The organism is Ruegeria sp. CL7 (genome assembly GCF_056536445.1).
In genome coordinates, this window is sequence record NZ_JBQFPQ010000004.1 from 240,187 (window position 1) to 260,618 (window position 20,432).

At 58.8% G+C, this 20,432-nt stretch carries 19 protein-coding genes; 10 read left to right on the forward strand and 9 right to left on the reverse strand.

Translation table 11 applies throughout. From position 1 onward, the window contains the following. Positions 1 to 60: 60 nt before the first annotated feature. Positions 61 to 489, reverse strand: a complete 429-nt coding sequence (locus ACR0LI_RS13100) for an FKBP-type peptidyl-prolyl cis-trans isomerase (protein ID WP_171330048.1) — start codon at positions 487 to 489, stop codon at positions 61 to 63. 126 nt (positions 490 to 615) lie between these two features. Here ACR0LI_RS13100 and ACR0LI_RS13105 point away from each other — a divergent pair, with 126 nt between their 5' ends. The 9 genes from ACR0LI_RS13105 (at position 616) to ACR0LI_RS13145 (ending at position 8,806) form a co-directional block, all read left to right on the forward strand. Continuing rightward, on the forward strand, positions 616 to 1,302 hold the full coding sequence (locus ACR0LI_RS13105; RefSeq protein WP_480718640.1) for a haloacid dehalogenase type II: 687 nt from the start codon (positions 616 to 618) through the stop codon (positions 1,300 to 1,302). Then, a complete protein-coding gene (locus tag ACR0LI_RS13110; RefSeq protein ID WP_480718641.1) occupies positions 1,302 to 2,132 on the forward strand; it encodes an alpha/beta fold hydrolase in 831 nt (276 codons plus the stop codon). Before ACR0LI_RS13105 ends, ACR0LI_RS13110 begins: the two co-directional genes overlap by 1 nt. Beyond that, entirely contained in the window at positions 2,129 to 3,103 is a 975-nt protein-coding gene (locus ACR0LI_RS13115; protein WP_171636724.1) for a threonine ammonia-lyase, read from the forward strand. Before ACR0LI_RS13110 ends, ACR0LI_RS13115 begins: the two co-directional genes overlap by 4 nt. A 59-nt stretch (positions 3,104 to 3,162) precedes the next feature. Then, positions 3,163 to 3,951 (forward strand): 3-oxoadipate enol-lactonase, encoded by a 789-nt coding sequence (gene pcaD, locus ACR0LI_RS13120; protein ID WP_480718642.1) that lies wholly within the window; start codon positions 3,163 to 3,165, stop codon positions 3,949 to 3,951. Between the two features lie 12 nt (positions 3,952 to 3,963). Then, on the forward strand, positions 3,964 to 4,677 hold the full coding sequence (locus tag ACR0LI_RS13125) for an alpha/beta fold hydrolase (protein WP_171636722.1): 714 nt from the start codon (positions 3,964 to 3,966) through the stop codon (positions 4,675 to 4,677). A 100-nt stretch (positions 4,678 to 4,777) separates the two neighbouring features. Further along, positions 4,778 to 5,977, forward strand: coding sequence for a TCR/Tet family MFS transporter (locus ACR0LI_RS13130; protein ID WP_171724489.1), 1,200 nt, complete (start codon positions 4,778 to 4,780; stop codon positions 5,975 to 5,977). An 82-nt stretch (positions 5,978 to 6,059) separates the two neighbouring features. Then, a complete protein-coding gene (locus ACR0LI_RS13135) occupies positions 6,060 to 7,154 on the forward strand; it encodes a Zn-dependent alcohol dehydrogenase (protein ID WP_480718643.1) in 1,095 nt (364 codons plus the stop codon). Positions 7,155 to 7,173: 19 nt separating this feature from the next. After that, positions 7,174 to 8,406 carry a mandelate racemase/muconate lactonizing enzyme family protein gene (locus ACR0LI_RS13140; protein ID WP_480620714.1) on the forward strand — a complete coding sequence of 411 codons (1,233 nt, stop codon included), beginning with the start codon at positions 7,174 to 7,176 and terminating at the stop codon, positions 8,404 to 8,406. A 112-nt stretch (positions 8,407 to 8,518) separates the two neighbouring features. Further along, entirely contained in the window at positions 8,519 to 8,806 is a 288-nt protein-coding gene (locus tag ACR0LI_RS13145) for an ArsR/SmtB family transcription factor (protein WP_171636950.1), read from the forward strand. A gap of 3 nt (positions 8,807 to 8,809) precedes the next feature. On the opposite strand, the gene ACR0LI_RS13150 is transcribed toward ACR0LI_RS13145, so the two are convergent. Further along, positions 8,810 to 11,806, reverse strand: coding sequence for a cyclic nucleotide-binding domain-containing protein (locus ACR0LI_RS13150; protein WP_480718662.1), 2,997 nt, complete (start codon positions 11,804 to 11,806; stop codon positions 8,810 to 8,812). 244 nt (positions 11,807 to 12,050) lie between these two features. Here ACR0LI_RS13150 and ACR0LI_RS13155 point away from each other — a divergent pair, with 244 nt between their 5' ends. Then, positions 12,051 to 12,410 carry a DUF3307 domain-containing protein gene (locus tag ACR0LI_RS13155; RefSeq protein WP_371807769.1) on the forward strand — a complete coding sequence of 120 codons (360 nt, stop codon included), beginning with the start codon at positions 12,051 to 12,053 and terminating at the stop codon, positions 12,408 to 12,410. Between the two features lie 6 nt (positions 12,411 to 12,416). On the opposite strand, the gene ACR0LI_RS13160 is transcribed toward ACR0LI_RS13155, so the two are convergent. The 7 genes from ACR0LI_RS13160 to ACR0LI_RS13190 form a co-directional block, all read right to left on the reverse strand. Next, positions 12,417 to 13,148 carry a hypothetical protein gene (locus ACR0LI_RS13160; protein WP_210093566.1) on the reverse strand — a complete coding sequence of 244 codons (732 nt, stop codon included), beginning with the start codon at positions 13,146 to 13,148 and terminating at the stop codon, positions 12,417 to 12,419. Positions 13,149 to 13,204: 56 nt separating this feature from the next. Next, the gene (locus ACR0LI_RS13165; protein ID WP_480718644.1) at positions 13,205 to 14,509 is read right to left on the reverse strand and encodes an NAD(P)/FAD-dependent oxidoreductase; all 1,305 of its coding nucleotides are present in this window, start codon (positions 14,507 to 14,509) and stop codon (positions 13,205 to 13,207) included. Further along, positions 14,506 to 15,180, reverse strand: coding sequence for a TetR/AcrR family transcriptional regulator (locus tag ACR0LI_RS13170; protein WP_171636708.1), 675 nt, complete (start codon positions 15,178 to 15,180; stop codon positions 14,506 to 14,508). Before ACR0LI_RS13170 ends, ACR0LI_RS13165 begins: the two co-directional genes overlap by 4 nt. After that, positions 15,181 to 16,725 (reverse strand): trimethylamine methyltransferase family protein, encoded by a 1,545-nt coding sequence (locus ACR0LI_RS13175; RefSeq protein ID WP_480718645.1) that lies wholly within the window; start codon positions 16,723 to 16,725, stop codon positions 15,181 to 15,183. A gap of 2 nt (positions 16,726 to 16,727) precedes the next feature. Further along, the gene (locus ACR0LI_RS13180) at positions 16,728 to 19,130 is read right to left on the reverse strand and encodes a GcvT family protein (RefSeq protein WP_480718646.1); all 2,403 of its coding nucleotides are present in this window, start codon (positions 19,128 to 19,130) and stop codon (positions 16,728 to 16,730) included. A gap of 111 nt (positions 19,131 to 19,241) precedes the next feature. Continuing rightward, positions 19,242 to 19,871, reverse strand: coding sequence for a glutathione S-transferase family protein (locus tag ACR0LI_RS13185; protein WP_480486808.1), 630 nt, complete (start codon positions 19,869 to 19,871; stop codon positions 19,242 to 19,244). 18 nt (positions 19,872 to 19,889) lie between these two features. Continuing rightward, entirely contained in the window at positions 19,890 to 20,411 is a 522-nt protein-coding gene (locus ACR0LI_RS13190; protein WP_171636701.1) for a class I SAM-dependent methyltransferase, read from the reverse strand. Positions 20,412 to 20,432: the final 21 nt, after the last annotated feature.

Consider the following 20,432-nt stretch of genomic DNA (forward strand, 5'->3'; position numbering starts at 1 on the left):
GCCGCGATTCACGCTCTGATAGGGTGAGATCGGGGCCGGACATCCGGCCCGAACCATGTCTCAGTTGACTGAAACGACTTCGATCTCGAAAACCAGATCCTGCCCTGCCAGCGGGTGATTTGCATCCAGAGTAACGGTGGCTTCGTTTGAATCCACAACCGTTACAGGCACGGCCTGACCTTCTGGCGTTTGCATCTGCAACTGTGTCCCGGGATCCAGGGGGATGTCGTCTGGAATGCCTTCACGGGGAATTTCCTGACGCATCGCAGGGTTGATCGGGCCGTAGGCGTCTGTACAGGCAATTTCCACCCGCGTCTTGTCCCCGGTGGACAGGCCCGGCATGGCACGGTCCAGCCCCGGGATGATCTGGCCCGACCCGACCACGAATTCCAACGGATCCCGCCCGTCCGAGCTGTCAAAGACTTTGCCGTCCAGCAACGTCCCGGTGTAGTGGATGCGAACCGTGTCGCCTTGTTTGATTTCGGTCATCGTGGCCTCCGGCCGTTCCAAGGGGTTAAGCGGCCAACCCTATAGGTTGACACAATGTTGTAAACCCTCGGCTCTTTCACCCCCTGCGCCGATGTGCCAACCTGCGCGCAATCTAAGGAGGACCATATGCCGATCACGACCTGTGTGTTCGATGCCTACGGAACATTGTTCGATGTTGCCGCGGCTGCCCGACAGGCGGCAGACGAGCCGGGTTTCGAAGCCCTGAAAGACAAATGGACCACCGTTGCGGGGCATTGGCGTCTGAAACAACTGCAATACACATGGCTGCGCGCCGTGGCGGATGCGCATGCGGATTTCTGGGACGTTACCCAGGACGGGCTGGATTGGGCTCTGGAGGCCGCAGGCCTGCAAGGCAACCCGGGGCTGCGCCAACGTCTGCTTGATCTCTATTGGGAATTGCAGGCCTATCCCGAAGTTCCGGCCATGCTGAAAGCCCTCAAGGATGGTGGGCTGCAAACGGCGATCCTGTCCAACGGGTCGCCCCCGATGCTGGACGGAGCCGTGAAGTCCGCCGGAATCGGCGATGTATTGGATGATGTGCTGTCGGTCGAAAGCGTCGGCGTCTTCAAACCCCACGCCCGTGTCTATGATCTGGTGCAAGACAGGTTTGGCTGCGCACGCGATGACGTCTTGTTCGTCAGTTCGAACGGCTGGGATGCTGCCGGGGCCAGCGGGTACGGTTTTGTGACCGCATGGGTCAATCGGATTGGTGAACCCATGGATCGCCTCCCCTGGACACCTGCGCATGTGCTGTCCGATCTGACCTCGATTCCCAAGCTGGCCGGTTTCTGATGTCAGAATTCATGACAACGGACGGCAGGCGCATCTATTTCAAAGAGTCCGGCACCGGCACGCCGCTTTTGTGCCTGGCCGGTCTGACTCGAAACAGCCGCGACTTTTCGTTTTTTGCGCCACATGCCTCGGGCCTGCGCATGATCGCCATGGATTACAGGGGGCGCGGGCGTTCGGAATACGACCCCGACTTTATGAATTACAATATCTTCCGCGAATCCCATGACGCGATTGAGCTGCTCGATCATCTGGGGATCGAGAAAGCAGTCATTCTGGGAACATCGCGCGGCGGGCTGATCGCCATGGCGCTGGCCGCAAGCCACCCCGAACGTCTGGCCGCCGTAATTCTGAATGACGTGGGTCCGGTTATCGAGCCGTCGGGCATCGCCAAGATCATGGCCTACGTGGGGGCGCAGCCCACCGCCAAAACCTATGATGAAGCCGCCGCCGCATTGAAACACGTAATGGAGCCACTATTTCCCGGTGTTCCACTGGAGACCTGGCGCAAGCAGGCAGAATTTCAGTATGAAATGCGCAAAGACGGGCTGAAGCTGCGATATGATCCAGCCCTGCGCAAGGCGCTTCTTGAACAAGCTGCAAGCGCGGCAGCCCCTGATCTTTGGGTGTTCTTCGAAGCCTTGCGTGGCATTCCCACCGGTGTGATCCGGGGCGCGAATTCCGATGTTCTGGGCGCGGACACTCTGGCCGAGATGCGGCATCGACACCCGGAGCTGATCTCGGTCGAGGTACCGGATCGCGGGCATGTTCCGTTCCTGAACGAAGTCCAATCACTGGACCTGATACAGAAGGTATTGAAGAACGCCGCATGAGCACATTTGAGATGATCGAAGCCGCCGCAGAACGGCTGAAAGGACACGTTCGCGAAACGCCGATCCTGTCGTCGCCCTTTCTCGACACGCTTGCGGGCCGCCGCATTTGGGTCAAACCGGAATGCTTGCAACATACCGGCAGTTTCAAGTTTCGCGGCGCGTGGTCGGCCATTTCGGCGCTGGATGAAGGCATACGCCAGCGTGGTGTGATCGCATATTCATCGGGCAACCATGCGCAAGGCGTTGCGATGGCCGCTTCGAAACATGGGATTGCCTCGGTCATTGTCATGCCATCGGACGCGCCGCAGCTCAAGATCGACAACACCCGCGCGCTGGGCGGCGAAGTCGTTTTGTACGATCGCGCGAATGAAAAACGGGAGGAAATAGGCGAAGCCATCGCTGCTGAACGTGGTCTGACCCTGATCCGCCCCTATGACGAACCGCAGGTCATCGCGGGACAAGGCACAACCGGGCTGGAAATCGCCAGGCAGGCCGCGGAAATTGGGGTTTCGCAGTCGGATGTTCTGGTCTGTTGCGGCGGCGGAGGTTTGACCTCGGGCATTGCGCTGGCGCTGGAGAAACACGCGCCGAATTTGCGGGCGCGCCCCTGTGAGCCGGAAGGGTTCGACGACGTCAAACGATCCTTGGCGTCAGGTCGCATTCAAAACAACAATGCGGCGTCGGGTAACATATGCGATGCGATCCTGACACCGCAGCCCGGCGACATCACCTTTCCGATCCTTCACCGTCTTTGCGGCCCCGGACTCTCTGTCACCGAAGACGAGGCATTGCAGGCCATGGCATATGCCTTTCTGCGCCTTAAAATCGTGTTGGAACCCGGCGGCGCCGTAGCACTGGCCGCGGCCCTTTTCCGGGGCGACGAGATCGAAGGCGACGACGTGATCGTCGTCACATCGGGCGGGAATGTCGATCCGGGAATATTTGCTAAGGCGTTGGAATTCCTGACCTGACATCGGTGCGAAAGCCGTGCAAATTACGTCAGGACGGCATGACGACAAGGACCTTTGTCATGATGATCGCTGATCTGGGCGACGTGAAACTGAACTATCGCATCGACGGCCCCACGGACGGTGCACCCATTGTGTTTGCCAATTCCCTGGGAACCGACCTGCATCTTTGGGACGCAGTGCTGCCATACATGCCCGACGGGCTGCGCATCATCCGGTATGACAAACGTGGGCACGGGCAATCCTCGGTGCCCCCTGCACCCTATTCGATGGGCGCTTTGGTGCGGGATGCCGAGGCGCTGCTGGATCACCTTCAGGTTCGCGATTGCGTCTTTGTCGGCCTCTCGATTGGCGGGATGATCGCGCAGGGGCTGGCGATCAAACGCATGGACCAGATTCGTGCGCTGGTGCTATCGAACACCGCTGCCAAGATCGCCACGCCTTTGATCTGGCAAGAGCGCATTCAGGCGGTGCGAAAGGGCGGGATCGAGGCTTTGGCCAATGCCACGATGGAGCGTTGGTTCTCGCGCGAATTCCGCCACGCCCAAAATTACCTGCCCTGGCGCGATATGATGGTCAGCCAACCAGTCGAAGGGTATCTGGGCTGCTGTGCCGCCATTGCCGGTACCGACTTTTATACCCCCACAAGCGGCCTGCGCCTGCCCACGCTTGGAATTGCGGGCAGCGAAGACGGATCGACCCCACCCGATCTGGTGCGGGAAACGATTGATCTTGTTCCCGGATCCCGATTTCGGCTGATCCGCCGCGTTGGACATTTGCCTTGCGTTGAGAATCCCGCGGAATACGCAGAAATCCTGACCGGATTTCTGACCGAGATCGGACATGTCTGAAGGAGAATGACAATGGCGTCCTTCCTGTTGGTCCATGGCTCGTGTCACGGCGCCTGGTGCTGGCGCGACCTGATCCCCGCTTTGGAAGCCCTGGGCCATACCGCCCGCGCCATCGACATGCCCAGCCATGGTGCAGACCCCACGCCGGTGGCCGACGTCACGCTGGACGGTTGCCGCGATGCCATTTTGAACGCCTGTACACCCGATACGATCGTCGTCGGCCATTCCTGGGCCGGCTTTCCGATCAGCGCAGCGGCCGAGGCCCGCCCGGATGCGATGCGCGCCTTGATTTACCTGTGTGCCTATGTCCCTCGGGATGGTCTTTCGATGGCGGAAATGCGCAGGCGCGGGCCACGGCAAACCATTGCGCACGCAGTGGAAAAATCTGCGGACGGGCTTTCCTATACCGTGTCCGTGGATGCGATCCCACAGCTGTTTTATCACGATTGCCCGGACGACGTCCTGCCATACGCATACGCGCGCCTGTGTCCGCAAGCCATCCTGCCACAAGAAACACCGCTGCCTGTCGGCCCACGCTTTTCCAAGGTCCCCAAGGCCTATATCCGAACAACCGACGACCACACGATACCGACCGAGTACCAGGCAGACATGAGCGCCTGCGTCCCCGAAAACCTTCGACGTACAATCGACAGCTCGCATTCGCCGTTTTTTTCACATCCGCAGGAATTGGCTGAGCTTCTGTCCGAACTGGCGGGCAAACTCTAACAACCTGCCGCAACGACATGGGGTGTCCCGCGGAACTGTCTCTTCCCTCATTCGTCGGGCATGACTAGGGTGCCGCTCACAACTCATGTGTTCAGGTCCCATGCGTCTGCCGTTTTTCTTTATCCTCTGCATCGTCATGATCGATGCTATGGGCATTGGTCTTGTGATGCCGATCATGCCGCAACTGATCGTCGAGGTTCAGGGCGGCACCTTGGCCAATGCCGCGATCTGGGGCGGTGTGCTGAGCACAGCCTTTGCCGCGATGCAATTCATCTTCGGCCCCATTCTGGGAAACCTTTCCGATGCTTACGGGCGCAGAACGGTATTGCTGGTGTCCTTGTTCGTCATGGCGCTGGACTACGTCGTCATGGCCTTGGCGGGCAGCATCTGGCTTTTGCTGGTCGGACGTATCGTCGGCGGCATAACGGCGGCCACCCATTCGACGGCGGCGGCTTTCATGGCCGATGTGTCCGACCCAAAAGACAAGGCCGCAAATTTCGGCCTTCTGGGCGCGGCATTTGGCGTGGGGTTCGTTCTGGGTCCGGTGATCGGCGGATTGCTAAGCGAATTTGGAACCCGCGCACCATTCTGGGCTGCTGCGGGTTTGGCGGCGCTGACCTTCTGCATCGGATATTTCGTGATGCCGGAAACGGTGACCGATGAAAACAGGCGTGCCTTCAACCTGCGGCGCGCGAACCCGGTGAACTCGCTTCGCGCCATAGCATCATTGCCCGGCATCCGGCCTATGCTGTGGGTCTATTTCCTGTATTCGGTTTCAATCTACGTCTATCCGGCCATCTGGTCCTATTTCACGACCGAGCGCTTCGGTTGGTCCGCGCAGATGATCGGCCTGTCGCTTGGAATCTATGGTATCGGCATGGCCGTCGTGCAAGGCGGTCTGATCCGCCCGGCCATCCGGCTTTTGGGCGAGCGGGCAACAATCATCTATGGCATGATCTTTGAAATCATAAGCTTCGCCATTCTGGCCTTTCTGACCAACGGCCTGATAGCACTGCTTCTCATTCCGATTACCGCCATTGGGGCGGTCATCACGCCCGCCCTTCAGGCGATGATGTCACGGGCCACACCAGATTCTCAGCAAGGTGAATTGCAGGGTGTCCTGACTGCGTTGCATGCGCTTTCGATGGTGATCTCACCGTTGGTGATGACCAGCGTATTCGCGCAGTTCATTCGACCTGACACCCCGCTCTACCTGCCTGGCGCCCCGTTTCTGCTGGCACTCTTGTTGATGCTGGCAGGGTTCCTACTGTTTAGACGGTCCCGGCCTGTCGTGGCGTAACAACGACACGCAAATGGCGGTTTCTGCCTTGCGAGCCGCCTTTTCCCGCGCCACCGTGAACCCAACGGGAGTGAGGGACAACATGCAAAAAATCAAAGCCGCAGTCTGCCGGGCATTTGGCGAGCCACTGGTGATCGAAGACGTTTATCTGGCCCCCCCCGGCACGGGCGAGGTCCAGGTGACACTGGATGCCGTGGCCATCTGCCATTCGGACATTTCCTATGCCGAAGGCGCATGGGGAGGGTTCCTGCCGGCGGTTTACGGGCACGAAGCCGCAGGCGTGATCACCGCAGTCGGAGACGCGGCCGGGGATTTCAAGGTCGGCGACCCTGTGGTGGTGACCCTGATCCGCGCCTGCGGGTCTTGCCCTGCCTGTGCAGGCGGGCAACCGACAATTTGCGAAACACCCTACGACACTGTCAAAGGTCCATTGAAAACAGGCGATGGCGGCGCGCTCGAACAGGCGATGGCATGCGGGGCCTTTGCCGAAAAGGTCTTGGTAAGCCACCGCCAGATTGTCAAAATCCCGGATGACCTGCCTAAGGAACTGGCCAGCCTGCTGTCCTGCGGCGTGATCACCGGGGTCGGCGCTGCGGTTAATGCGGCAGGCGTGCGCCCTGGTCAGGACGTGGTGGTCATTGGGGCGGGCGGGGTCGGCCTGAACGCAATTCAAGGCGCGCGGATTGCAGGCGCGCGGCGGATCGTGGCCGTGGACATGACCGAAGAAAAGCTTGAGATCGCCAAAGAGTTCGGCGCAACCCATGGCGTTTTGGCCAGCTTGGATCAACCTTGGAAAGCCGCATACAGGGCGCTGGGGGGGCGCGGTGCCGATGCCGTTCTGATCACCGTCGGCGCGATTCCCGCTTATGATCAGGCTCCGCGCTATCTTGGGCGCGGCGGCAAGGCGATCATGATCGGAATGCCACATTCCGGTGACATGGCCAGCTATGAACCCGTTGTATTGGCAGCCCTGGGCCAGGGTGTCGTCGGGTCGAAAATGGGCGACGTGGTCATTCAGCGCGACATACCCTGGATGGTGGACCTGTATAAGCAGGGACGGCTGAAACTGGACGAGCTGATCTCGGGCCGCTGGTCTCTGGATCAGATCAACGAGGCCATCGCCGACACCAAAACCGGATCGGCCAAGCGAAATGTGATCCTGTTCGACAGGACCTGACCCACCGAAAGGATTTGGGATGAAACTTCAGGATCTCGACGTCATCGTCACCGCCCCGCCCGCCCCGGGCTGGGGAGGGCGATACTGGATACTTGTCAAAGTGACGACCGATACCGGCATCACGGGATGGGGTGAGTGTTATGCCTCGTCCGTGGGCCCTGTAGCGATGCGTCATGTCATTCAGGACGTGTTCGACCGGCATATGTTGGGAGAAAACCCCGAAAACATTGAACTCATGTTCCGCCGCGCCTATTCCAGCGGCTTTACGCAGCGGCCGGACCTGACGGTGATGGGCGCATTCTCGGGGTTGGAAATTGCCTGCTGGGACATTCTGGGCAAAGATCGCGACAGGCCGGTGCATGCGCTGCTGGGCGGCAGGATGAATGACCGGATCCGGGCCTATACTTACCTGTACCCCCTGCCCCAGCACAACCTGAACGATTTCTGGACCTCTGCCGAACAGGCCGGTGAAACGGCGGCGGAAATGGTGAACCGCGGCTACACCGCCGTGAAATTCGACCCGGCCGGCCCCTATACCATCCGCGGCGGGCACATGCCCGCGATGAGCGACATTTCCATGTCCGTCGCCTTCTGCAAAGCGATCCGCGAGGCCGTGGGGGACAGGGCCGATCTGCTGTTCGGCACCCATGGCCAGTTCAACACAGCCGGTGCAATTCGGCTGGGGCAGGCGTTGGAACCATACCAACCCCTGTGGTTCGAGGAACCCACGCCGCCGGACAATATCGAAGACATGGCCCGCGTCGCGCGCAATGTACGCATTCCGGTTGCCACCGGAGAACGGATGACCGCAAAGGCCGAATTCGGAGCCGTCCTGCGCGCCGGAGCCGCCGAAATCCTGCAACCGGCGCTGGGGCGTGCAGGCGGAATATGGGAGATGAAGAAAGTCGCCGCCATGGCCGAGGTCTTCAACGCGCAGATGGCACCGCACCTCTATGCGGGTCCGGTGGAATGGGCCGCCAATATTCATCTGGCGGCGTCCATTCCCAACCTGCTGCTTCTGGAAACCATCGAAACACCGTTCCACGATCTACTGATCAAGGGCTCGATCCGGGTCGAGAATGGCTTTGTCGCCGCCCCGGATGCTGCGGGCCTTGGGATCGATGTCGATGAAGACCTGGCCCGCGCGCACCCATATGACGGCGACGGGTTGCATCTGCAAATGCAGGAGGACCCATGCGATTACGTTGAAGGCAACGCTTTTCAAGGGGGCGCCCCGGCAACCGAGGGGTGACAATACAAATGGCCTTGATGCATATTGGCATCACGAAACGCGATATGACGGTCCGAAAGTGGCACTTAACGAAACCGAACCTCAGGCACACCCAACAGACGCTCCGCCGGACATGAAAGACAACGCTGCACGCGCGGCTGCATTTCTTAAAACACTGGCACATGAAGGGCGCCTGATGATCTTGTGCCATCTTGGCGGTGGTGAAAAATCCGTCGGCCAACTTGAAGAGCTGCTTCAGCTGAGGCAGGCTGCCGTCAGCCAGATGCTGGCACGCCTGCGCGAGGAAGAGTTGGTCTCGACGCGCCGGGAAGGCAAAACTGTCTATTATTCATTGCGCGACGGTGCCACGGAAAAAGTGATCCGCCTGCTTTATGATTTGTTCTGCAACACGGACTCTTGATCGCTAATTGGACACATAGCCGGCGATAACCTGCAACAGCTTGAATGCGGTCGCCGCGTCGTTTTCCACAACGGCAAGGAATTCTTCTTCACCGATCCGCAAGCAGGAAAGCTGGGTTTCCGCCACCATGCTCAGCGCACGTGGTTCTTTTCTGATCAGGCCCAACTCTCCGACCAAAGCACCAGGCCCGACTTTGGTGATCAATTGGTCAGGCCCCTGTTCTTGCGGCAGATACAAACCTGCTTCGCCCTCCAGCACCACATAGGCACCGTCGGTGGGTTGGTCATCTTTCAAGAACACCACCTGCCCCGGCGCGGCATCAAACCAGCGCGCACCAAAGGCCAGCAGGCGCAGCTGACGCCGGTCCAGACCCGAAAACAAGGGGGTTTGTTCCAGAGCGCGCAGTTTCCGCGTCAAATCCGCCGATGCTGCACTGTCTTCCTCCACCGCCACAGGCCCTCCGTCCGAGACCACACGACCTTGCCGGATTTCAACATACATGTCGAATGCACCGGGGTTTTCAAACTGATCATTCAGATAGACGACGGTGGTGTCCGGCAGCAGTTCACGGAGCCGTTTATAGACCGCCACCTGCGTTTTCATGTCGTAGCTGGCCAGCGCGTTTTCCAGAATCAGGATGTCAGGTTTCTTGATCGTCGCTCGGGTAAAGGCCAAGGGTTCGGCAAACACCGCCGGAAGATTCTGACCGCCGAGAGCAACCTGGACATCATAGATCAGCTCTGTGACCAATGGGCGCGCGCCGTTTTCAGCCAACACATCCACTATCACCTTGCGGGCTTCGTCCGAACGGGAACCGCCAATCTGGCTGACTTTTCCGAACAGCGCATTTTCCATGACCGTCAATCCGGGCGCAAAGACGTTCGGATCCAATGGAACGAAGACGTCTTGCAAACGCTCCATCAGTTTCTCGGAATGGCTGTGCCGGAGTTCGAGGATGCGATCCTTCAGTTCATCCGTGAACGCAGGTCCGATCTGTTCGGCAGAGATCACAAATGGCACCGCCAACATGTTGGCAAGCTGTTCGTCATCCAGCCCGTCCGAACCTTCTTTGCGGGTCTGGTCCACCAGATCCACCGCAATTTCATAGGTTTTTGCATCAAGACCAAGCTTTTGGAACAACGGGTGGTCGGTTCCATCCATCCCGAAGATCTGGCGCAGCATGTCGATCACGTCGCGGGTCAACGCGATCAATGTCTCGTCCAGCCCCAGTTCACGCAACTGTCCGAGAAAGACCTTTTGCTGCGCAAGCAAAGCCTGTGTCACAGGAACACGTGGTGTTGCGAAAAGCAGATTTTCAGCCACAGGCAGGGCCGCATTATAGGTGTTCCGGTCAAAGACAAGCGCCTGTTGTTCCAGCCCGGCATCCCGAACCGCCTGCTGCACGACCGGGCGCAGCTCGATCAGTTTCTTTGCCAGTTCACAATGCTCGGCCGCATCGAAGCTTTGTTCGGCGCCCCGTTGGAACAGCGCTGCGCCAAACCCCATTCCATCAATCAACTGCAACCACCAGGCACGCAGTTCTGCGGCGTCCTGAAAGCCGGCCAGAGTTGGGTCCAGCCATTCCGCCCCAAACGGATCGGCACTGTTGCCTGCCCTCAAGGTTTCGAGAAAATCCGGGTCGTCCGGCGGGTCAGTCAGCGGTTTGAACCGCATCGGCATCATCACGTTGTCGCCCAGCGTACCCTGGAACATGACAGGGCGTGATGTGACATACCCGATACGCGCGGCGACAACCACCTGATGCAACTCGGCCAGTTTCAGATCTCCGATCCGAACCTGGCCAGCACTGGGACGTATTTCCCGTGTCAGCAATTCGCCGATGGCGCGTCGATCTTCCTCGCTGGGGGCGGCGATCCCAATTGTCTTTCCGGCAGGAAAACTGAGGTCCAGATCATCAAGCACCTGATTGCCATCCATGTCACGCACCGAAACGTGGTCCAGCACGATGTCGCCGTTCAGGTGTGGCCACTCGGAGGGTTCACTTTCGAACAAGGTTTCATCATGCATTCCGGCCGGGGCAAAACGGTCAATGACCACATCCCAGCGCAGCGACATGTCCTGGGTCTGGTTGTAATAGTTCAGCAGTTCCTTCCAAGGTGAGCTGAGATCCTTGTACGCAGCCAATGCGGCAACCAGCGCCCCCAGCGAAACCGAGCCCTGAAGCACCAACAGACCACCAACCAGATAGAACATGAACGGTGTCAGCTGCGAGATGAAGTTGTTCAGGAATTTCATGAAAAACTTCTTTTGATAGATCTCGAAACGGATGCCGAACAGGCGTCCCAATTGCTCCGAGATCATCGACCGGCGAAAACGCCAGCCGCCATTGGTCCGCAGGGTGGACGCGCCCGCCGCGTTCTCGCCAATCTGCGCCGCCAGAACTCGAACCTCCTGAATGCGTTTTTTGTTCAGCAGGTTGATCTGGCGTTGCAGCTTGGGGATCAACCAGGCCTGCAAGGGTATCAGCGCCACGGCAGCCAGCCCGAACCAGACGCTTTGCAGGAACAGGAAGGAAAGTATGGTGATCATTTGGCCGGCCTGAAGAACCGGCTGGCTGATCGCGTCGCCCATCAGGCCGCCCATCGGCTCGCTTTCGGCGGTGATCATTGACACCATTTCACCCTGGCTGACACGCTCGAAATAGGGTTGAGGAAAGCGCAGCGCCCGGCTGATCAACTGATAGCGAAAGCGCCGCAGCATCCGTTCACTCAGCACGCCCTTCATGGTGTTGATGCGCATTTTCATCAGGCCATGGCACAGCACGGCCGCCAGAAAGGCAAAGCACAGAGCAACCAGAAAATTGGTCTGCGACATGGAATAGCCCCAGATCGTCACCTCAGAGGTGGACGACCCGATCGCGTCATTGATTATTCGTTTTGGCAACTCAAGTGTGAGATACAGCAAAGGAAACAGCGTCGCCGTCACGGCCAGCAGGACCAGCTGTTCGCGCTTGGAGTATTTCCAGATAAAGCGGAAAATTGTGCGTTCTATGGAACCTGCCCCTGCTGCTGACCTTCGACGTGGATTAAACGCAATGCATGCAATTTCAACAGCATGAATCAAATATCATCCAGACAGGATAAGCAAATTTTTCCCTTTTGGAAAATTTCTTGACCGAATGTGAACTAGTTCATTTACGCGTGCCCGTTTTATTGCCTAATGTTGGCGTCAGAACGATATCGGGAGGGTTCTTTTGACTGCCAGTATTGGCGCAGTGTTTCTTATGCTTTGTCTTTTGCTGATCAAGCATATGTTCGCTGACTACTACCTCCAGACACCGAAGATGCTTTCCGGTCGGGGTGAGTATTTTCACTTGGGACGCGCGCAACATGCCGCTGTGCATGTTGTGGGTTCTATCGTCGTTTTTTTGGTGTTCGGCGCGCCGCTGGTTTTTATTCTGATTGTCGGGGCGCTGGAATGGTTCATCCATTTCAATATCGATTTCATCAAGGCCAGCTATTCAGACAAAAAGCGACTTGAGCCAACGCAACCCGCTTTTTGGCGCGCCGCAGGTTTGGATCAGTTGATGCACAACCTGACTTATGTTGCGATGGTTTGGGCCTGGGTTACCTTCGCCGCCTGAACGGTGTCAGGCCGCGTTCTCCGATACGGCAAGCCGATAGGCCCTAAGCCACATCCGATCCAATGCGTCAATCGCAGCAGGGTCGAACCGGTGCTCAACTTCCCAATACCGACCCGAGGCTACATAATAGCCAAGATCATCTTCCATTCGCTGCACACTGTGCATGGCTGCAATACCGGGAAGCGGTGCGGCTGTCAGGTCAGATAGGTTGACGGATGGAAACACCAGCCGGCTTGGCGCGCCGGATAACCGTACGGTTCTGCACCCCTGAGCGGCTGCATAAAGCCCCAGTCGGGCGGCCTTCGCTTCAAGCGAACGCAGTGTCACGTCCTTTCGCAAAGGGTCCGCCGTGCCATTTCCGTAAAAATGTGTTCGCCCCGATCCTGAATACATCATGTCGCAACCGGAAAAAGCCAGAACATCCGGCTTCAAGACTGACAAGGCCCAATAGCCTGCCGTGAAAGCCATCGTTCCGCCGGCATAAACGAACCCGCCATAGTCATTCTGTCTTGGGACGTATTCGTCGGCAGTGACTATGTGTTGAGTGCCAAGAACTTTTCCAGGGAGGCGCTCTGCCGGGAAGTCTTCGGGGTGGATCAGGTAATCCCAGTCTTCTCGGATGCGCCATGCGTTGTTGATGGCGACGATATGCGTGAAAGGCGCGCGCGACCATGCCCGCGCCTCCAGCGCCGATGGGGCGCTGCCAAGGATCAATACGGTTGTCTTTCGGTCGGTCATGTCAGGGCCGGGCTTGTTGACAGCCACACACGACATAGACCGTTTGCGAAACGCGACTAGCCCAGAACCGAGAAACTGCTTTCCTCATTGATCGGTCGTTTGCGCGAGTAGAAGCCCACGTCGATTGTCCGCTTGATGTATGGCAAATCGAACTGCAACGGTTTCGCGTCGTGATCGGCGCCACCTTCACAGTAATCGATCAGTGCCGCCATCATCTTGCCCGCAATGGGCGCATTCTTGTATTGGTTTCCGCTTGAACCACAGGCCATGTAGAACCCCGGCAGGCTGGATTTGTCATAGATCGGAATCCAGTCGGTAGACGCATCATAAAGGTCAACCACGCCCCGCGTTTTCGATGGAATACCAAGGCTGGGCACACGCTGCGCATACCGCATGGCCTGCGTGGTCCATTGATCGGTGAATTCACGATTGTAGTTCACATCGTCCTCGCACCACTGATGCGGATCACATTCCGGATCCTCAGATCCGACAAGGATGTGATTGCCGTGTTCCGGGCGGCAATAGCAGGCAATGTCACTGTCCGAAACGATGGTTCCGTCGTGTTCAAAATCGAACCCTTCAGGGGCTGGAACGTGCACGACCTCTTGCCGCAAGGGTCGGGTTTTGATGGTCATATCGTCCAGAACGCCGGCCATCTTGTTGATGATGGACGAACCAGGTCCTGCCACATTGACCACAACCTTGGCGTGGATTTCCTCGCCCGAGGCCAGCTTGACGCCGGAAACGCGCCCGCCCTCGGTCAGGATTTCCGTGACTTCAGCGCCGGTGCGCAGCTCGGCCCCATGCTGTTTCGCGGCATCCATCAGGTTCTGAGCCGACAGGGCCGGGTCGGTGACATAACCCGCCTGAGGCCAGTACACCCCGCCCGTCATTTTACGCCCGTTGGGTTGGCCGAATTCAGGATCGTCCATACGGCGCGCGGGGGCAAAGCTGTCCAGCGAATAGACCGGCAAGCGTTCCAGCACTTTTTCATCTGACCATTCTTCGAACGGGCAATTCAGCTCGGACGAATTGCGCATGTGTTTTTCCAGCATCCCGTTCGCCTCGGTTTTCATGACCAGACAGCCGGTTTCGCGGAACTGCGCAAGGTTGGCGTCTTTCGGCAAGCCAAGGTACTCGGCCCAGTCGCGCCAGTAGTGGTAGCCTTCCCAGGCAAACGCGGTTCCATCGAATGTGGAATAATGCATCCGGATAATCGCGCAGGACCCCGCGGTAGAACCGTGCCCGACCTGAGAATTCCGGTCCAACGACAGGGTTTTCCGTCCCGCCTTGGACATCTCGAACGCAATGGCCGCGCCGATCACGCCGGTTCCGATGATGATTGCGTCTGGTTGGCTCATGTCTGGTTTCCTTTCCAAAAGCGCAGGGAATACGCGCTGAATTCTTCAACTTCCTCGGGTTTCGGCTCGACACCTGTGAAGGCGTAAAGGTAATGCGGCACCATCGACAGCCGCATCTCGATAGGTTCGTTCAATTGCGCCAGATCATAACCGATCTGCATGTAATACAGCACGCGCGCCCGGGTTTCGGCTTCGATCTCGGAATAGCCGTAGCGGGCGAACATGGCGTGCAGCGCTTTCAGCCTGCGGGCGTCCGACTGATCCAGCATACGCCGCACCTTGCCCGATTTTCGCGCCCAGTCACGTACGGCAAAATCCAGCGCAGTATCGAACAGATCGGTGTTCACCACGCACCGATGAACGTTGCAGACGGCCGCCGTTATCGTCTCGGCCGGTGCTTCGGCCTGCGCGACCAAGGCGGCGGTGTTGGTGGCCTGCCAGCGCGCCAGCAACGCATCCAGCAACTCTTGCCGGGATTTGAAGTACCAATAGAACGACGACCGCGATACTGCCATCCGTTCGGCCAGGTTCAGGACCTTGATCTGGTCCACGCCGTCCGAAATCAGCACATCCATCGCCACGTTCAGCCAGTCGTCGCGCGTGACCTTGATGTTGCCGATCAATGGTTCGGCCTCGGGGTCATCGCGATGAAGGATCGGTTTCGGGCTCATTCAACTCTCCGGTGGGGCACCGCCCTCGGCGGTACGACGGGCAATGAAGTCATGTAAATCACCTGTCCGATCATTGTCGACAGCGGGCGCCTGGAAGTCGTTTAGAATGCCTTTCCAAACATCCGTTGCCCGATGGTTCGCGTCCACCGAACCACGCTCGGCCCACGTGCCGAAATTGGCGTAGTCATGGACATGCGGTTGATAGAATTCAGTATTATAGCGCTCCATCGTCTGGCTTGATGCGAAGAAGTGGCCACTGGGTTCAACCTCACTCAATGCAGTTTCAAACCCGATCTCGGACGGCCCCGCCTGCGCACCTGCGCACAGTTCGGCGACCATATTCAGCACTTCCGCGTCGCAGACCAGCTTTTCGAAGGAAACCGTCAACCCGCCTTCCAACCAGCCTGCGGAGTGGATGATCACCGTTGCCCCGGCCATAAGGCATCCCCAAAGCCCAAACTGGTTTTCGTTCGCGGCTTGTACATCGTTGGTGTTTGACGCCGATCCGGCAGCCGACCGCCAGGGCAAACCAAGATGCCGCGCCAGTTGGCCCGCAGCCAGTGATGCCTGAAAGTGCGACGGCGTCCCAAAAGCGGGCGCGCCGGACTTCATGTCCACGTTACTGGTGAACGTGCCATAGCAGACCGGCGCTCCAGGATTGGCAAGTTGGGTCAAAGTCAGCGCGGCAAGGGCCTCGGCATGAGACAAGGTGATCGCCCCGGCCACAGTAATCGGCGCCATCGCGCCCATCAGGGTAAACGGCGTGATGATCGACATCTGACCGTGGCGGGCAAAGTCGATCAGACCTTGCGCCATCGGGATGTCCAAGGTGCGCGGGCTGTTGGTGTTGATGATCGTGTAGCAATGCGCATGGCCCCGGAACGCATCATCCGAAAGACCGCGGGCCGTGGTCAGCATCTCAAAGCAGTCCATCACCTGCGGGGTTCCGCGCGAAAAGAAGAACGGAAACTTGTCTGTCAGTTCCATCTGGGCCCGAGTCGTGAAGTAATGACGCAGATGGGTCGGCACATCTTGCGGCTCGACCTGTGGCGAAATCATCTGGAACACGTCGAAATGATGCGTGAGCTTCAAAAACTCCAGATAATCCTGACCTGTCGCCGGGCGCCGACCACGCTCAAGGTCGGTTGCGTTCGGCGCACCGGCTCCGGGTTGAAACACCAGCGAGCCCAGTTCAAGAATAAAATCGCGACGCCGCGAGCCGGCGCGGCAGGCGATGGATTTGGGCGCTGACGCGACTGCGGCTTCAACTATCTCGCGCCCGATAAACACCATCTCAGTGTCTTCATCCACCCGCGCGCCGCCCTGTTTGAACAGTTTCCGCGCCTCGGGCAGCAGGGCCTTTACCCCCAACTCTTCCAGTGTCCGCAAGGCGGTGTCATGCATATCCGCGATTTGATCGGCCGGGAACACTTCCATCTGTGGGAAAGGATTCCTGAGCTGGCGATAGTTCACATCGCGACCGGGCTGCGGGGCGGCTTCAGCCCCCCGCCCCCGCCGTCGGCGCCCGCGCTCTGCAGCAGTCATGATCAGCCTCGCATCGCTTTGCCTTCGGGGTCATAAGGTGACGGCGCAATCACACGCGCCGGACGTTCAACGCCCACCACGTGGACGGACAGTTCCGTGCCCGGTTCCGCCTTGTCCCGATCAATCAGGGCCATCGCCAGTGACTTGCCGGTATAGTGCCCGTAGCCGCCCGAGGTTACGAACCCAACGCGTTCGCCATTGGCCCAGACCGGTTCGTATCCGCTGGCATCTGCGTCCAGAGCATCGATTTCCAGTGTCGCCTGAATTTGCGCGGGGCCGTTGCCGTCACGTTCGGCAAGCGCGCCCACCTTTCCAACAAAGTCCTTGTCCCAGTCGATCCAGCGGTCCATTCCGGTCATGCCCGGTGTGTACGCCTGCGTGAACTCCGCCGACCAGATGCCAAAGCTTTTCTCAAGCCGCGTGGACAGCATCGCGTTGAAACCGCATTCGCGGATGCCTTCCTCGGCCCCCGCTTCCAGCAGGAGGCGGCGCAGCTTGATATGGTCGCCATAGCGGCAGTTGATCTCGTAGCCCTTTTCTCCGGTCACCGACATGCGGGCGACGCGGGTGCGCACGAGGCCGATATCGAAATCGCCGCACCCCATGAACTTCAAGCCCGAGATATCCTGTTCCGCCAGTTTTTCCACAACCGCCTGTGACTTCGGCCCGACCGCGGCAAAGCCGCAATATTCCTCGCCCAAATCACGGATATTGACGCCATCCATCATGTGATCGTCGAACCAGCGCATATGCCAGGCCCGCAGGTAATAGCTGCCCATGATCCACCAGGTCCCGTCGCCCCAATTCAGCACCGTCAGATCACCCTTCAGGCGTCCATCCTCACCCAACATCGGGGCCAGTTTCGCACGACCCGGGCCGGGGAGCTTGGAGGCCATGACATTGTCCAGCCAAGCTTCTGCGTTCGGACCGGAAACCTCGAACCGCGAAAAGCCCGAAATATCCAGCAGGCCCGCACCTTCGCGGATCACTTTGCATTCCTCGGCCACGATGTCATGCGCGTTCGAACGCTTGAGCGTCGGGGTTTCCTCGAACCCTTTCGGCGCGAAATAAAGCGGTACTTCGAGATCCCAGCTGACGCCCCATTTGCACCCTGCCTCGGTCATCGCATCATGCGCCGGTGCCATTTTCAGCGGCCGTCCGGCGGGCAGTTGCTCGTTCGGATAGGTCATCACGAAGCGGCGGGAATAGAACTGGCCCGTCGTCTCGCGGATGTAGCGCTTGTTCTGTGCAAAATCGCCATAGCGCGCCACATCCATCGGCCACGCGTCGGCCTCGGGTTCGCCATGGATCATCCATTCGGCCAGCGTCTTGCCGACGCCGCCGCCTTGCAGGAACCCGGCCATCACCGCGCAGGCGGTCCAATAGCCCCGCTTGCCCGGCACCGGACCGACCAGAGGGTTGCCGTCGGGCGAGAAGGTGAACGCACCGTTCACCCATGTCTTGATGCCCACGTTCTGGATCGCCGGATAGCGTTCGAACCCCAGCGTCAGTTCGTTTTCGATACGGTCCAGCTGCTCCTGGAACAGCTCTTCGCCATAATTCCACGGCGCGCCGTCCATGGCCCAGTGTTCGTGATCGACCTCGTAGATTCCGACCAGAACACCCTTCTGATCCTGCCGCATATAGGTGAAGCCCTCGAGATCCACGGTCATCGGCATCTCGAAATCGGCCGCTGCGACCTCGGGCACCGTGTCGGTGATCAGGTAATGGTGTTTCAGCGGAGAAACCGGCAGTTCGACCCCTGCCATGCGCCCCACCTGCTTGGCCCACAGGCCGGCGGCGTTGACCACATGTTCGCAGGTGATCGTGCCCCTGTCGGTCACCACCTGCCAGCCATCCGCCGTCTGGATCAGTTCCTCGACCTTGGTTTCCTCGTAGTATTCCGCCCCGCGCTTTTTCGCGGCGGTAGCATAGGCCTGCACGGTGCCCGTGGTGTCGATATAGCCTTCGCGGTCGGCCCACATCGCGCCCAGAATGCCGTCGGTGGACATGATCGGGCAGCGTTTCTGCGCCTCTTCAGGGCTCAGCAGTTCACAGTCATCAATGCCGATGGACTGGAAGATACGGTAATTGGCCTGCAACCACTCCCACCGCTCGGGGGTTCCCGCCAGCGTCAGACCACCGGTCATGTGCAGGCCGATATTCTGGCCTGATTCCTTCTCGATCTCGCTGAGCAGATCAATGGTATAGGCCTGCAAAGACGCCATGTTCGGATCGGCATTCAAAGCATGAATGCCTCCCGCTGCGTGCCAGGACGACCCAGACGCCAGCCGCCGCCGTTCCAACATGACGACATCCGACCAGCCAAACTTGGCCAGGTGATACAGAACCGAGGCCCCGACAACGCCTCCTCCGATGACCACGACGCGATATTGGGATTTCATCCCGACCTCCCCTGAACAGAATCTGAGGAGACGCTAGTGGCACTGTTCACATCTGTCTAGACATTTCTGTACAGTGCTGATCACAACGCAACCCGGCACGGTTCAGCAGGTTTACAGACTTGCGCTTGGACGAGATTGGATGGCTCGAAACCACGCCAGGGTGGCCGCGTTGTCTTCCGGGATACGCATCTTGATGACGCGGGCGAAATCGACAAAAACGAAAGCCGAGATATCCGCCAGGGAAAACACGTCACCGGCCACAAACGGGCTTTCCGTCAGACGTGTTTCCAGCATTTCAAAGAAGGACGCCACACGCTCGCGCCCGCGCTGTGCAAGTTCGGGAATCTGGGCATGATTGGAAGGGCCCGGAATGGCGCGATCCTTGAAGGCGGGATGTCCATTGCGCAATGCCTCGGCAATCGGTGCCCCACCCTGATGTTCGACGATCGCGTTCCACATCAGAACCAAACCTTTTTCCTCGGGGGTTCGGCCCATCAAAGGCGGTTCCGGAAACTGTGCCTCCAGAAAAGCCGCAATACCCAGATTTTCTGTCAGAACGGTTCCGTCATCCGTTACCAGAACCGGGATCGTGGCCCGTGGGTTCACAGCGCGAAAGGCTTCGCTCAACTGTTCACCTTTCGCAATCGAGACCTCACGCGTTTCGATATCCAATCCTTTTTCGGCAATGAACATCCGCGCACGACGAGGGTTTGGAGCAGTGGAGCAATCGTAGAAAATCATGCCGTTACTCCTTTTCGGTCAGCGGCGATATATGAAACAGCGCCCTTCGACGGCGCCTTCGGGCAACGGCATCTCGGTCAGCCCTTCGAAATACATCCGATCACTCGAGACCATCAGTCCGCCCGGAGCAAGCAAAGGCTCGATGAGCGGAGATACAAACCGCGCGAATTTGTCATTCTTTTCGCGATTGTGCCCGCCAAGATCCGCGTGGATCAGGCTGGCTGACGCACCGAACCGTTCAACCGATGCAGGTAGGGTATCCCGCACATCACCCAGAATCACGCGATCTTCGGGCGGGGTCGAGTCGGGGTGCGAGGCCACCGCGCGTTCGAACACATAGACCGGGCGACCATCCATGTGCTGCACAAGATGGTGATACGTACGCCCGTTGCCCAAACCCAATTCGAACACCGGACCTGTCATGCCCGCAGTGTGCCGGATTGCGTGATCCAGACAAGCGCGCTGAGACACCATGCGATCGATGAACAGATCCAGACGGCTTTGATTCTCGGACACCGGAAAATATCTCCTTGATACCATTCGAGAGCATAAATGCGCCCG

What these genes read in the sequence shown, in the direction of transcription:
- ACR0LI_RS13190 (WP_171636701.1), bottom strand. Translation starts at nt 20,411, where the DNA reads ATGGTATCAAGGAGATATTTTCCGGTGTCCGAGAATCAAAGCCGTCTG.
- ACR0LI_RS13105 (WP_480718640.1), top strand. Translation starts at nt 616, where the DNA reads ATGCCGATCACGACCTGTGTGTTCGATGCCTACGGAACATTGTTCGAT.
- ACR0LI_RS13155 (WP_371807769.1), top strand. Translation starts at nt 12,051, where the DNA reads ATGCTTTGTCTTTTGCTGATCAAGCATATGTTCGCTGACTACTACCTC.
- ACR0LI_RS13135 (WP_480718643.1), top strand. Translation starts at nt 6,060, where the DNA reads ATGCAAAAAATCAAAGCCGCAGTCTGCCGGGCATTTGGCGAGCCACTG.
- ACR0LI_RS13110 (WP_480718641.1), top strand. Translation starts at nt 1,302, where the DNA reads ATGTCAGAATTCATGACAACGGACGGCAGGCGCATCTATTTCAAAGAG.
- ACR0LI_RS13130 (WP_171724489.1), top strand. Translation starts at nt 4,778, where the DNA reads ATGCGTCTGCCGTTTTTCTTTATCCTCTGCATCGTCATGATCGATGCT.
- ACR0LI_RS13125 (WP_171636722.1), top strand. Translation starts at nt 3,964, where the DNA reads ATGGCGTCCTTCCTGTTGGTCCATGGCTCGTGTCACGGCGCCTGGTGC.
- ACR0LI_RS13145 (WP_171636950.1), top strand. Translation starts at nt 8,519, where the DNA reads ATGAAAGACAACGCTGCACGCGCGGCTGCATTTCTTAAAACACTGGCA.
- ACR0LI_RS13165 (WP_480718644.1), bottom strand. Translation starts at nt 14,509, where the DNA reads ATGAGCCAACCAGACGCAATCATCATCGGAACCGGCGTGATCGGCGCG.
- ACR0LI_RS13160 (WP_210093566.1), bottom strand. Translation starts at nt 13,148, where the DNA reads ATGACCGACCGAAAGACAACCGTATTGATCCTTGGCAGCGCCCCATCG.
- ACR0LI_RS13170 (WP_171636708.1), bottom strand. Translation starts at nt 15,180, where the DNA reads ATGAGCCCGAAACCGATCCTTCATCGCGATGACCCCGAGGCCGAACCA.
- ACR0LI_RS13185 (WP_480486808.1), bottom strand. Translation starts at nt 19,871, where the DNA reads ATGATTTTCTACGATTGCTCCACTGCTCCAAACCCTCGTCGTGCGCGG.
- pcaD (WP_480718642.1), top strand. Translation starts at nt 3,163, where the DNA reads ATGATGATCGCTGATCTGGGCGACGTGAAACTGAACTATCGCATCGAC.
- ACR0LI_RS13100 (WP_171330048.1), bottom strand. Translation starts at nt 489, where the DNA reads ATGACCGAAATCAAACAAGGCGACACGGTTCGCATCCACTACACCGGG.
- ACR0LI_RS13140 (WP_480620714.1), top strand. Translation starts at nt 7,174, where the DNA reads ATGAAACTTCAGGATCTCGACGTCATCGTCACCGCCCCGCCCGCCCCG.
- ACR0LI_RS13175 (WP_480718645.1), bottom strand. Translation starts at nt 16,725, where the DNA reads ATGACTGCTGCAGAGCGCGGGCGCCGACGGCGGGGGCGGGGGGCTGAA.
- ACR0LI_RS13180 (WP_480718646.1), bottom strand. Translation starts at nt 19,130, where the DNA reads ATGAAATCCCAATATCGCGTCGTGGTCATCGGAGGAGGCGTTGTCGGG.
- ACR0LI_RS13115 (WP_171636724.1), top strand. Translation starts at nt 2,129, where the DNA reads ATGAGCACATTTGAGATGATCGAAGCCGCCGCAGAACGGCTGAAAGGA.